A 13,106-nucleotide genomic window follows, 5' to 3' on the forward strand; every position below is an offset into this window, starting at 1 on the left:
GTTGAAGCGCGGCGGCACCAGCACCGCGACCTCGGCGCGCACCTCGTCGAGCAGGCCCTGGATGTCGGCCTGCGAGCCCGGCTCGGCATGCAGRCGCATGTCGAACAGCGAGAACTCGATCTGGCGCAGCGTCTGCAGCCCGCTCTGGAAGTTCTTCGCGGCCAGCATCTTGTCGAACAGCGCGCGCGGCAGCGGCTCGCCGGTGTCGACGTGCGCGGTCAGCCGCTTCAGCACGTCCCACTCCCAGCAGAAGTTCTCCATGAACTGGCTCGGCAGTTCGACCGCGTCCCACTCGACGCCGGAGATGCCGGCCACGCCGACATCGTTCACCTGCGTCAGCATGTGGTGCAGGCCGTGGCCGAACTCATGGAACAGCGTCGTCACGTCGTCGTGCGTCAGCAGCGCCGGGCGGCGCTTGCCGTCGACCTCGACCGGCGAGGCGAAGTTGCACACCAGGTGCGCCACCGGCGTCTGCGTGCGGCCGTCCGGGCGCGCCCAGCGGCCGCAGACGTCGTCCATCCACGCCCCGGGCCGCTTGCCGGGGCGGGCATACGGGTCGAGGTAGAACTGGCCGACCAGTTCGCCCTGGCGCTCGATGCGGAAGAAGCGCACCCCCTCGTTCCAGACCGGCGCGCTGTCGGAGCGGATGCTGACCTCGAACAGCGTCTCGATGATGCGGAACAGCCCGTCGAGCACCTTGGTCTCGGTGAAGTACGGCTTGACCTCCTGGTCGCTGAACGCGTAGCGGCTTTCCTTCAGCTTTTCGCTGGCGTACGGGAAGTCCCAGGCCTGCAGGTCGGGGAGGCCCAGCTCGTCGCGGGCGAAGGCACGCAGCTCGGCCAGGTCGCGCTCGGCGTAGGGGCRGGCGCGCTGCGCCAGGTCGCGCAGGAAGCCGGTGACCTGCTGCGGCGAATCGGCCATCTTCGGCACCAGCGACACCTCCGCGAAGCTCGCGTAGCCGAGCAGGCGGGCCTCTTCCTGGCGCAGGTCGAGCAGCTCGCGCATCACCGCGCTGTTGTCGAGCGCGGCGGGGCCGGCCTCGCTGGCGCGGGTGACGTACGCGACGTACAGCTTCTCGCGCAGCGCGCGGTTGCTGCCGTACTGCATCACCGGGAAGTAGCTCGGGAAGTGCAGCGTGATCTTGTGGCCCGGCTTGCCTTCGGCCTCGGCGGTGGCGCGCGACGCGGCGATCACGTCGGCCGGCACGTCGGCCAGCTCGCCGGCCTCGACGTACAGCGCGAAGCTGTCGGTCGCGTCGAGCACGTGCTCGGAGTAGGTCTGCGACAGCGCGGCCAGGCGGTCCTGGATCTGCGCATAGCGGTCGCGATCGGCGCCCTTCAGCTCGGCGCCGGACAGCACGAAGTCGCGCATCGCGTTCGACAGCGCCTGGCGGCGCGGCGCGCTGAGCGCGGCGGCAGCCGGGCTGTTGGCGATCAGCTTGTACTTCGCGTACAGCCGCTCGTCGGCGCCCAGCCGCGTGTGGAATTCGGTGACGGCCGGCAGCTGCTCGTTGTAGGCGGCGCGCAGCTCGGGCGTGTCGGCGACGGCGGTCAGGTGGTGCACCGCGCCCCAGGCGCGGCCCAGGCGCTCGGTGGCGACGTCGAGCACCGCCGACATCGCGTCGTAGTCGGCCGGCACCGCGTCGCTGGTGACCTTCTCGAGCGCCTCCTCGGCCTCGGTCAGCAATTGCGCCATCGCCGGCGCGACGTGCCCGGCGCGGATCGCCGAGAAGTCGAGCAGTGCATCGGGAACCAACAGCGGATTGATCTCGTTCATTGTTCTCTCCCTTTCGAAATGACGCGTGTGAAGCTCAGCCCTGCGCGAACCGCTCCGCCGCTTCCAGCGTGTTGACCAGAAGCATCGCACGGGTCATGGGTCCGACGCCACCCGGCACCGGCGTGATCCAGCCGGCGACCTGCGAGACGCCGTCGAAATCCACGTCGCCGGCCAGCTTGCCGTCGTCCTTGCGGTTCATGCCCACGTCGATCACCACCGCGCCCGGCTTGACCATGTCGGCGGTGAGCACATTGCGCTTGCCGACCGCCGCGACGACGACATCGGCCTGGCGCGTGTGAAGGCCGATGTCGCGCGTCCCGCTGTGGCAGATGGTGACGGTCGCGTTGGCCTGCAAGAGCAGCAGGGCCATCGGCTTGCCGACGGTGTTGCTGCGCCCGATCACCACCGCATGCTTGCCGCGCAGGTCGATGCCGGTGGTGGCGATCAGCTTCATGCAGCCGTACGGCGTGCACGGCAGGAAGCCGGGACGGCCGACCATCAGCGCGCCGGCGCTCTGCACGTGGAAGCCGTCGACATCCTTCAGCGGCGAGATCGCCTCGATGACCCTCTGCGGGTCGATGTGCTTCGGCAGCGGCATCTGCACCAGGATGCCGTGGATGGCCGGATCGGCGTTCAGCGCGGCGATGCGGGCGAGCAGCTCGGCCTCGGCGAGAGAGGCGTCGTACTTCTCGAGCACCGAATGCACGCCGCTCGATTCGCAGTCGGCGACCTTGTGCTTCACGTAGACCTGCGACGCCGGGTCGTCGCCGACCAGGATCACCGCCAGGCCCGGCCGGCGGCCGCGGGCGGTGAGGGCGGCGGCGCGTTGCGCGACCTCGGTGCGAACCTGCCTGGCCAGGGCGTTGCCGTCGATGAGTTGTGCGGTCATCAAATTTCCTTCAGAAATGAAAGAGGCCGCTGAAGAAGCGGCCTCGCATGCGGGGTCAGGGTCCGGCGCCGGGCCGCCCCAAGCCGGACGGCGCCCCTTGGGGGCAGGAGCGAAGCGACTGGGGGGCTCAAGCTTTTGCTTGGGCGCCCAGCGCGATCTTCAGGAGATCGGCGACGGTGTTGGCGTTCAGCTTCTCCATGATGTTGGCGCGGTGCGCCTCGACCGTCTTGATGCTGATGCCCAGGTCGTCGGCGATCTGCTTGTTGAGCCGGCCGGCGACGATGCGCTCGAGCACCTGCGCCTCGCGGGTCGTCAGGCGCGACAGCAGCGCATCGCGGCTGGCGGCTTCCTGGTGGTGCGAGAACGCGCTGCGGGCCTGGTCGAGCATGCGCTCGACGAGGCCGAGCAGCTCTTCTTCCTTGAAGGGTTTCTCGATGAAGTCCATCGCGCCCTTCTTCATCGTCGTGACGGCCATCGGCACGTCGCCGTGGCCGGTGATGAAGACGACCGGCAGCGGCGACTTGCGCTCGAGCAGGCRGTCCTGCAGCTCCAGCCCGCTCATGCCGTCCATGCGGATGTCGGCGATCAGGCAGGCGACCTCGCGCGGATCGAAGCGCGACAGGAACGACTCCGACGAATCGAAGCACTTGACGCGGTAGTCCTTGCCCTCGAGCAGCCATTGCAGCGAGTCGCGCACGGCCTCGTCGTCGTCGACCACATAGACCGTGCCCTTTTTCGGAATCAAGCTCATCGAAGCAGTCTCATGGCAGCGCCGGCTCCAGGCCGGCAGATTTGGCGGTTTCCACAGGCAGCGTGAAGCTGAAGCGGCACCCGACGGCGAGGTCGCCATTGTAGAGGTTCTGTGCCCGGATACGGCCGCGGTGGCTCTCGATGATCGAGCGGCACAGGGACAACCCGATGCCCAGGCCTTCCGCCTTGGTCGAGAAGAAGGCCTCGTAGAGCCGGCCGATCACTTCCTCCTTCAGCCCGGGGCCGCTGTCGGTCACGCTGAACTCGATCACGCCGCCTTCCTCGGGCGTGTGGCGCGGCACCACGCGCAACTCGATGGTGCGGCGCGCCTGCGGCAGCCCGGCCGAGTCGATCGCCTCGGCGGCGTTCTTCAGCAGGTTCAGCACCACCTGCTCGATCAGGATCGGGTCGACCATCAGCGTCGGCAGCCGCTGCGCGACGTAGACGTGGATGGTCACGTTGCGCCGGCGCAGCTCGATGTTGGCGAGGTCCACCGCGTCGTCGACGATGGTCTGCGCGAGCGCGGGCTGGCGCTGCGGCTCGCTGCGCTTCACGAAGGCGCGGATGCGCCGGATGATCTGGCCGGCGCGCTCGGCCTGGCGGGCGGTCTTCTCGAGCGCTGCGATCAGGTCGTCCTTCTGGATCGCGTCGCCCTTCACGCGCGAGACCATGCCGTTGCAGTAGTTCGTGATCGCGGTCAGCGGCTGGTTCAGCTCGTGCGCGACCGACGAGGCCATTTCGCCCATCGTCACCAGCCGGCTCGTGACCTGCGCCTTCTCGGCCTGCTGCGCGGCCTGCGTCTCGGCGTTGCGGCGGCCGGTGATGTCGGTGGCGATCAGCATCTGCGCGAGCCGCCCGTCGGTCCACTGCAGGTAGCGCGCGCGCACGTCGAACCACTTCTGCAGCGGCTCGATGAAGACCTCGCGCGCGTCCGAGCCGACCTCGGTCAGCTCCTGCGTCGGCAGGCCGCCGAAGCTGTCGACCGAGTCGCCGTCGTCGCCGAACGCCGACAGCCCGCCGATCACCGGCAGGCCGGGGTCGCCGCCGGCCAGCAGCGCGTGGCCGCGCGCATCGGCGCCGAACCACAGGCGGTACGAGCGGTTCGCGAACAGCAGCTCGCCCTGCTGCACCGACAGCACCGACACCGCGGCGTCGAGCCCCTCGAGCACGGTGGTGAAGCGCTCGTGCGAGGCCGACAGCTGGTCGCGCACCCGCTTGGCCTCGGTGATGTTGGTCATCGAGGTCATCCAGCCGGTCTGCAGCCCCTTCGGGTCGATCAGCGGCGAGACGTACATGCGCGCGTCGAACTGCGATTCGTCCTTGCGCATCACCTTCACCTCGATGCCGCCGGCGGGGCTGCGGCCCTGCAGCTCCTGCTGCAGCAGGCGGTTGTTCTCCTCGATGCGCTCCGGCGGCCAGTGCGGGAAGGGCGGCACGCGGCCGATCAGCTCGGCGTCGCTGAAGCCGGTCATCGCGCAGAAGGCCGGGTTCACGTAGGTGATGCGGCCCTCCATGTCCATCGCGCGCATGCCGGTCAGCATCGAGTTTTCCATCGCGCGCCGGAAGTTGGTCTCCGACACCAGCGTGCTCTGGATCTGCAGCCGCCGGCGCATGTGGCGCCAGGTGCCGAGCAGCATCCACACCGTCAGCACCGACAGCGCGGCGACCATCCAGAACAGCGTGTTGCTGATCAGGCCGATCGAGGTGCGGTAGCCCATGCCGCGCAGCACCAGGCCGTTGCCGGCCGGCGCGAGCGGCACGTCGTGCACGATGGTGGTGGCCGAGCGCCGGCTCTGCTGGCCGGGCATCGGCGTCACGGTGCTCGCGAGCACGCGGTCCTGGCTGTCGACCAGCGCCACCGCGTGCCGCGTCGACACCTCGGCCGGGATGAAGTAGCGCATCAGCGACTCGATCGAGTACTCGGCGATCAGCGTGCCCGAGAACGCGCTGCGGTCGAGCAGCGGCACCTGCACCTGGAACACCGCGGTGCCGTACAGGTCGGTGAACGGGCGCGAGTACACCGGCTGGCGCAGGTCGCGCGCCGCGCTGAACGCGGCCTCGGGCTCGGTCTTCGCGCCTTCCTTGGGCACCGAGGTGCTGCTTTCCTCGCCGCCGAAGCCGCTCTCGGGGTGGAAGCCGGTGGCGGCGTAGCCGGCGCGGCGGCTGCGGTTGGCGCCGACCCAGATCAGGTTCGTGATCTCCGGGCGCTCGCGCGTGAAGCTCGCGGCCTGGCCGAGGAACTCGTCCTGGTCGATGGTGCGGGTGGCGATCTCGCGCGCGATGCGCACCAGCTGCTCCTGGTTCTCGATCAGCCGCAGCCGGATCTGCTGCTGCGCGATCTCGGTGTCGCGCTTGACCGATTCCTGCTCGCGCTCGAATTCCTCGTTGCGCAGGTACCAGAAGGCCAGGATGATCGCCGCCAGGAACAGCAGCACCGACACCAGCGGGCCGAGCGTCGCGAAGCGGTCCTGTCGGGCGAGCGACTGGCGCCGCCACCACAGGCCGAAGAGTCTCTGGGCCGCGCTCGGGGGAGGGGTACTGCGCGGAGGCAGGTGGTTCAACGGCTGCATGGACCGATTATCGAGGGGCGGGCTGCAGTCAACCGGTCCGGGCGTACCTGGGGACGATGCGGCAGCGCTGTCGGATGCCCGTAAATCCCACAATACGAAACGAGATCGCGCAATTTGGAAAGCCTTTGGAGTTGTGCGACACTCCCGCCGCCTGAAAAAGTTCAACTTGACGGAGACATGCATGGCAGCAAACCCGGAGTCATTCCTCGGTGCAGCGGCGAACGACGCCGATTCGCAGGAAACCCGCGAATGGCTGGACGCCCTGTCGGCGGTGATCGGTGCGGAAGGCGGTGAACGCGCGCACTTCCTGCTCGAACAGCTGATCGACCACGCCCGGCAGGCCGGCATCGACGTGCCGTTCTCGGCGAACACGGCCTACGTCAACACGATCCCGGTCGACCAGGAGGAGCATTCCCCCGGCAACGTCGACATCGAGGAGCGCCTGCGCGCCTACATGCGCTGGAACGCGATGGCGATGGTGGTGAAGGCGAACCGCCTGCACCCGGCCGACGGCGGCGACCTGGGCGGCCACATCTCGTCGTTCGCGTCGCTCGCGACGATGTTCGGCACCGGCTTCAACCACTTCTGGCACGCCGAGAGCGAAGGCCATGGCGGCGACCTGCTGTACATCCAGGGCCACTCGTCGCCCGGCGTCTACGCCCGCGCCTACATGGAAGGCCGGCTGACCGAGGAGCAGCTGCTGAACTTCCGCCAGGAGGTCGACGGCAAGGGCATCTCGAGCTACCCGCACCCGAAGCTGATGCCCGAGTTCTGGCAGTTCCCGACCGTCTCGATGGGCCTGGGCCCGCTGATGGCGATCTACCAGGCGCGTTTCCTGAAATACCTGCACGCCCGCGGCATCGCGAACACCGAGAACCGCAAGGTGTGGGTGTTCTGCGGCGACGGCGAGATGGACGAACCCGAATCGCTGGGCGCGATCGGCCTGGCCGCGCGCGAGAAGCTCGACAACCTGATCTTCGTCGTCAACTGCAACCTGCAGCGCCTGGACGGCCCGGTGCGCGGCAACGGCAAGATCATCCAGGAGCTCGAAGGCGAGTTCCGCGGTGCCGGCTGGAACGTCATCAAGCTGCTGTGGGGCAGCTACTGGGATCCGCTGCTCGCCAAGGACAAGGACGGCATCCTGCGCAAGGTGATGATGGACACCGTCGACGGCGACTACCAGGCCTTCAAGGCGAACGACGGCGCCTTCGTGCGCAAGAACTTCTTCGGCCGCCATCCGAAGATGCTGGAGATGGTCGCGAAGATGAGCGACGACGAGGTCTGGCGCCTGCAGCGCGGCGGCCACGACCCGCACAAGGTGTACGCCGCCTACGACCGTGCGACCAAGCACAAGGGCCAGCCGACGGTGATGCTGATCAAGACCGTCAAGGGCTTCGGCATGGGCAAGATCGGCGAAGGCAAGAACACCGCCCACCAGACCAAGAAGCTGGTCGACGAGGATGTGCGCGCCTTCCGCGACCGCTTCAACATCCCGATTCCCGACGACAAGCTGGCCGACATCCCGTTCTACAAGCCGGCCGACGACACGCCGGAGATGCAGTACCTGCATGCCCGCCGCAAGGCGCTGGGCGGCTACCTGCCGCACCGCCGCACCAAGGCCGACGAACAGCTGAAGGTGCCTGATCTCGAGACCTTCAAGGCCGTGCTCGAGCCGACCGCCGAGGGCCGCGAGATCTCGACGACGCAGGCCTACGTGCGCTTCCTGACGCAGCTGCTGCGCGACAAGGAGCTCGGCCCGCGCGCGGTGCCGATCCTGGTCGACGAGGCGCGCACCTTCGGCATGGAAGGCCTGTTCCGCCAGATCGGCATCTACAACCCCGCGGGGCAGCAGTACACGCCGGTCGACAAGGACCAGGTGATGTACTACCGCGAGGACAAGGCCGGCCAGATCCTGCAGGAAGGCATCAACGAGGCCGGCGGCATGAGCAGCTGGATCGCCGCGGCCACGTCGTACTCGACGAACAACCGCGTGATGGTGCCGTTCTACGTGTACTACTCGATGTTCGGCTTCCAGCGCATCGGCGACCTGGCCTGGGCGGCGGGCGACATGCAGGCGCGCGGCTTCCTGCTGGGCGGCACCTCGGGGCGCACCACGCTGAACGGCGAAGGCCTGCAGCATGAAGACGGCCACAGCCACATCCTGGCCGGCACGATCCCGAACTGCATCAGCTACGACCCGACCTTCGCGCACGAGGTCGGCGTGATCCTGCACCATGGCCTGAAGCGCATGGTCGAGCAGCAGGACAACGTCTACTTCTACCTGACCCTGCTCAACGAGAACTACCCGATGCCGGGCCTGAAGGCCGGCACCGAGGAGCAGATCATCAAGGGCATGTACCTGCTCGAAGAGGGCGCGAAGAAGACGCCGCGCGTCAACCTGCTCGGTTCGGGCACGATCCTGCGCGAGTCGATGGCCGCGAAGGAGCTGCTGGCCAAGGAGTGGGGCGTGTCGGCGAACGTCTGGAGCTGCCCGAGCTTCAACGAGCTGGCGCGCGACGGCCAGGACTGCGAGCGCTGGAACCTGCTGCACCCGACCGAGAAGGCCCGCGTGCCGTTCGTTTCGCAGCAGCTCGACAAGTACGCCGGTCCGGTGATCGCATCGACCGACTACATGAAGAACTACGCCGACCAGATCCGCGCCTTCATCCCGAAGGGCCGCAGCTACAAGGTGCTGGGCACCGACGGTTTCGGCCGCAGCGATTTCCGCAGCAAGCTGCGCGAGCACTTCGAGGTGAACCGGCACTACATCGTCGTCGCGGCGCTGAAGGCGCTGGCCGATGAAGGGACGCTGCCGGCCGAGAAGGTGGCCGAGGCCATCAAGAAGTACGGCATCAACGCTGACAAGATCAACCCGCTGTACGCCTGAACGGCTACGCCACAAGAACACGCCGGAGACCCAGCATGGCATTGGTGGAAGTGAAAGTCCCCGACATCGGCGACTTCAAGGACGTCGAGATCATCGAACTGCTCGTGAAGCCGGGCGACACGGTGAAGGCCGAGCAGTCGCTCGTCACGGTGGAGAGCGAYAAGGCCTCGATGGAGATCCCGTCGTCGCACGCGGGTGTCGTGAAGGAGCTGAAGGTCAAGCTCGGCGACAAGATCAACGAGGGCAGCCTGCTGCTGGTGATCGAGGCGGCGGGAGCATCCCCCGCTGCGGCCGCGCCCACGCCCGCTGCGGCCGCGCCCACTCCCGTTCGGGCTGAGCCTGTCGAAGCCCCTGCGCAACCTGCGAGCAGCACTTCGACAAGCTCAGTGCGAACGGAAGTGGTCGACGTGGTGATCCCCGATATCGGCGACTTCGACGAGGTCGCGGTGATCGAGGTCTTCATCAAGCCGGGCGATGCGGTCAAGGTCGAGCAGTCGCTGATCACGGTCGAGAGCGACAAGGCGTCGATGGAGATCCCGTCGTCGCACGCCGGCGTCGTGAAGGACCTGAAGGTGAAGGTCGGCGACAAGGTCAGGAAGGGTTCGCTGATCGCGACGGTGCAGGCTGCTGCCGGCAGCGCACCCGCACCCGTTCGGGCTGAGCCTGTCGAAGCCCCTGCGCAACCCGCGAGCAACCCTTCGACAAGCTCAGGGCGAACGGATGCGGGTGCGGTGCGAACGGATACTCCCGCAGTGCCCGCCCACGAGCCCTCGGTCCTGAAAACCGACCTCCCGCACGCCTCCCCCAGCATCCGCAAGTTCGCCCGCGAACTCGGCGTGCCGCTGGAAGAAGTGAAGGGCAGCGGACCCAAGGGCCGCATCACGCAGGACGACGTTCAGGCCTTCGTGAAGACCGTGATGGCCGGTGGCCAGCAGACCAAGGCGCAGGCTGCGAAGGCCCCGGCCGGTGGTGCTGCGGCCGCAAGCGGGGCCGGCTTCCCCGGCCTGCTGCCGTGGCCGCAGGTCGACTTCACCAAATTCGGCCCGGTCGAGCGCAAGGACCTGTCGCGCATCAAGAAGATCAGCGGCGCCAACCTGCACCGCAACTGGGTGATGATCCCGCACGTCACCAACCATGACGATGCCGACATCACCGAGCTCGAAGCCTTCCGCGTGCAGCTGAACAAGGAGAACGAGAAGTCGGGCGTCAAGGTCACGATGCTCGCCTTCCTGATCAAGGCCTGTGTTGCGGCGCTGAAGAAGTTCCCCGAGTTCAACGCCTCGCTCGACGGCGAGCAGCTGGTGCTGAAGCAGTACTTCCACATCGGCTTCGCGGCCGACACGCCGAACGGGCTGATGGTTCCGGTGATCCGGGATGCCGACAAGAAGGGCATCCTGCAGATCAGCAAGGAGATGAACGAACTCGCCGGCAAGGCGCGCGAGGGCAAGCTGGCGCCGGCCGAGATGACCGGCGGCTGCTTCTCGATCAGCTCGCTGGGCGGCATCGGCGGCACCTACTTCACGCCGATCATCAACGCGCCGGAGGTCTCGATCCTCGGCGTGTGCAAGTCGGCGACGCGCCCGGTGTGGGACGGCAAGGCCTTCCAGCCGCGCCTGATCCTGCCGCTGAGCCTGAGCTGGGACCACCGGGTGATCGACGGCGCCTCGGCGGCGCGCTTCAACACCTACCTCGCGCAGATCCTGGCCGACTTCCGCCGCGTCCTGCTCTGAGCGGACCCACCCCATGACGACCGTGGTGGTGGTCCGCAAGGGAACCCAGGTGGCGCTCGCGTCCGACAGCCTCGTGACCTTCGGGGACACGCGGCTGGCGCATGGGTATGAAGAGAACGAGAAGCTGTTTCGCGTCGGCGATTCGTGGGTCGGCATGGCCGGCACCACCGCGCACTTCCCGGTGCTGCGGCGGGTGCTGAACAGCCTGCCGCCCGACGACCTGAAGCTGCAGTCGCGCGACGAGGTGTTCGACACCTTCCTGAAGGTGCACCCGAAGCTGAAGGAGACCTTCTTCCTGAACCCGAAGGAAGAAGATGCCGACCCGTACGAGAGCTCGCAGTTCACGGCGCTGATCGCGAATGCGACCGGCATCTACGGCGTGTATTCGTACCGCGAGGTGTTCGAGTTCGATCGCTTCTGGGCGATCGGCTCGGGCCGTGCGTTTGCGCTGGGCGCGATGTACGGCGCTTACGGCGGCAAGCTGACCGCGCGCGAGATCGCCGAGCTGGGCGTGCGCGCCGGCTGCGAATTCGACAAGAACTCGGCCGGGCCCATCAAGGCCCACACGATCAAACTGAAGGCGAAAGACTGAGCATGGCACTGATCGACATCAAGGTCCCGGACATCGGCGACTTCAAGGACGTGGCCATCATCGAGCTGCTGGTCAAGCCCGGCGACACGGTGAAGGCGGAGCAGTCGCTGATCACGGTCGAGAGCGACAAGGCCTCGATGGAGATCCCGTCGTCGCATGCCGGCGTCGTGAAGGACGTCAAGGTGAAGGTGGGCGACGTGGTGAACCAGGGGTCGGTGATCCTGGCGCTGGAGGCCGCAGGTGCGGCCGCACCGGCTGCCGCCGCGACGCCTGCACCCGCTGCTGCGACGCCTGCTGCCGCGCCGTCCCCCGCAGCAGCCACACCGGCGCCGCAGGCCTCCAGTTTTTCCGGCACTGTCGACCTCGAATGCGACATGCTGGTGCTCGGCGCCGGCCCGGGCGGCTACTCGGCCGCGTTCCGCGCCGCCGACCTCGGCCTGAAGACGGTGATGATCGAGCGCTTCGCCACGCTCGGTGGCGTGTGCCTGAACGTCGGCTGCATTCCGTCAAAGGCGCTGCTGCACGTTGCGTCGGTGATGGACGAGGTCAAGCACTTCGATGCGCTGGGCATCGGCTTCCAGGCCCCGAGCGTGGATCTCGGCAAGCTGCTCAAGCACAAGGAAAAGGTGGTCGGCAAGCTGACCAACGGCCTGACCGCGATGGCCAAGATGCGCAAGGTGACGGTGGTGCAGGGCACGGCCGAGTTCGCCGATCCGCACCACATCACCGTGGCCTTGGCCAAGGGCGGCACGCAGACCATCCGTTTCAAGCGCGCGATCATCGCGGCCGGCTCCGAGGCGGTGAAGCTGCCGTTCCTGCCGAAGGACGATCCGCGCGTCGTCACCTCGACCGGCGCGCTCGAGTTGCGCCAGAACCCGAAGCGCATGCTGATCGTCGGCGGCGGCATCATCGGGCTGGAGATGGGCACGGTGTATTCGTCGCTCGGTGCGCGGCTCGACGTGGTCGAGATGCTGGACGGCCTGATGCAGGGTGCCGACCGCGACCTCGTGAAGGTGTGGCAGAAGATGAACGCGCCGCGCTTCGACAACATCATGCTGAAGACGAAGACCGTCGGCGCCGAGGCGACGAAGGACGGCATCCTGGTGCGTTTCGAGGGCGAGGGCGCGCCGAAGGAGCCGCAGCTGTACGACCTGGTGCTGCAGGCGGTGGGCCGTGTGCCCAACGGCAAGCGCATCGGTGCCGAGAAGGCTGGCGTGGTCGTCGGCGAGCGCGGGTTCATTCCGGTCGACGTGCAGATGCGCACCAACGTGCCGCACATCTTCGCGATCGGCGACATCGTCGGCCAGCCGATGCTGGCGCACAAGGCGACGCATGAAGGGCATGTGGCGGCGGAAGTCGCGGCCGGCGAGCAGCTGGGCGATGAGCACCTGGCCAAGGCCGAGTTCATTGCGCGCGTGATCCCGAGCGTGGCCTACACCGATCCGGAAGTGGCCTGGGTGGGCGTGACCGAGGACGAGGCGAAGGCCAAGGGGCTGAAGGTGAAGAAGGGCCTGTTCCCGTGGAACGCGTCGGGCCGCGCGATCGCGAACACCCGCGACGAGGGCTTCACGAAGCTGCTGTTCGACGAGACGACGCATGCCATCGTCGGCGGCGGCATCGTCGGCACGCATGCGGGCGACATGATCGGCGAGATCGCGCTGGCGATCGAGATGGGGGCGGATGCGGTGGACATCGGTCGCACGATCCATCCGCACCCGACGCTTGGCGAGACCATCGGGTTGGCGGCGGAGGCCTTCGAAGGGGCTTGTACGGATCTGCCGCCGGTGAAGCGGTAGTTCGGTCTGCGTCTGCGCGGCAAAGGCGCGGGTGGGTAGGCTGTGGCTCGCCGGCCGGGTCGGTCATCGCCCCTGGCGGGGCGATGACTCCCCTCCGCTGGCTGGTTTCATGGCCC

At 67.7% G+C, this 13,106-nt stretch carries 8 protein-coding genes; 4 read left to right on the top strand and 4 right to left on the bottom strand.

What is annotated here, in order from left to right; all coding sequences use genetic code 11:
• The 4 genes from AC1D1T_RS23180 to AC1D1T_RS23195 form a co-directional block, all read right to left on the bottom strand.
• On the bottom strand, nt 1-1,776 hold a 1,776-nt coding region (locus tag AC1D1T_RS23180), incomplete at its 3' end, for a M3 family metallopeptidase (RefSeq protein ID WP_477992557.1).
• A 34-nt stretch (nt 1,777-1,810) separates the two neighbouring features.
• Nucleotides 1,811-2,665, bottom strand: a complete 855-nt coding sequence (gene folD / locus AC1D1T_RS23185; protein ID WP_477826739.1) for a bifunctional methylenetetrahydrofolate dehydrogenase/methenyltetrahydrofolate cyclohydrolase FolD — start codon at nt 2,663-2,665, stop codon at nt 1,811-1,813.
• Between the two features lie 127 nt (nt 2,666-2,792).
• On the bottom strand, nt 2,793-3,416 hold the full coding sequence (locus tag AC1D1T_RS23190; RefSeq protein ID WP_477992558.1) for a response regulator transcription factor: 624 nt from the start codon (nt 3,414-3,416) through the stop codon (nt 2,793-2,795).
• 10 nt (nt 3,417-3,426) lie between these two features.
• Nucleotides 3,427-5,985: a PAS domain S-box protein gene (locus AC1D1T_RS23195; protein ID WP_465115107.1), complete on the bottom strand. Its 2,559-nt coding sequence runs from the start codon at nt 5,983-5,985 to the stop codon at nt 3,427-3,429.
• A 181-nt stretch (nt 5,986-6,166) separates the two neighbouring features.
• Between AC1D1T_RS23195 and aceE the strand changes: the two genes are divergently transcribed.
• Genes aceE through lpdA form a run of 4 tightly spaced genes read left to right on the top strand, consistent with a single transcriptional unit; the run spans nt 6,167 to nt 12,990 of the window.
• Nucleotides 6,167-8,872, top strand: coding sequence for a pyruvate dehydrogenase (acetyl-transferring), homodimeric type (gene aceE / locus AC1D1T_RS23200; protein ID WP_047510727.1), 2,706 nt, complete (start codon nt 6,167-6,169; stop codon nt 8,870-8,872).
• 35 nt (nt 8,873-8,907) lie between these two features.
• Nucleotides 8,908-10,602: a dihydrolipoyllysine-residue acetyltransferase gene (aceF, locus tag AC1D1T_RS23205; protein WP_477992559.1), complete on the top strand. Its 1,695-nt coding sequence runs from the start codon at nt 8,908-8,910 to the stop codon at nt 10,600-10,602.
• A gap of 13 nt (nt 10,603-10,615) precedes the next feature.
• On the top strand, nt 10,616-11,194 hold the full coding sequence (locus AC1D1T_RS23210; RefSeq protein WP_169677063.1) for an Ntn hydrolase family protein: 579 nt from the start codon (nt 10,616-10,618) through the stop codon (nt 11,192-11,194).
• Nucleotides 11,195-11,196: 2 nt separating this feature from the next.
• The gene (lpdA, locus tag AC1D1T_RS23215) at nt 11,197-12,990 is read left to right on the top strand and encodes a dihydrolipoyl dehydrogenase (RefSeq protein WP_477826510.1); all 1,794 of its coding nucleotides are present in this window, start codon (nt 11,197-11,199) and stop codon (nt 12,988-12,990) included.
• Nucleotides 12,991-13,106 lie beyond the last annotated feature (116 nt).

This window comes from Rhizobacter sp. P2_H3, assembly GCF_056403355.1.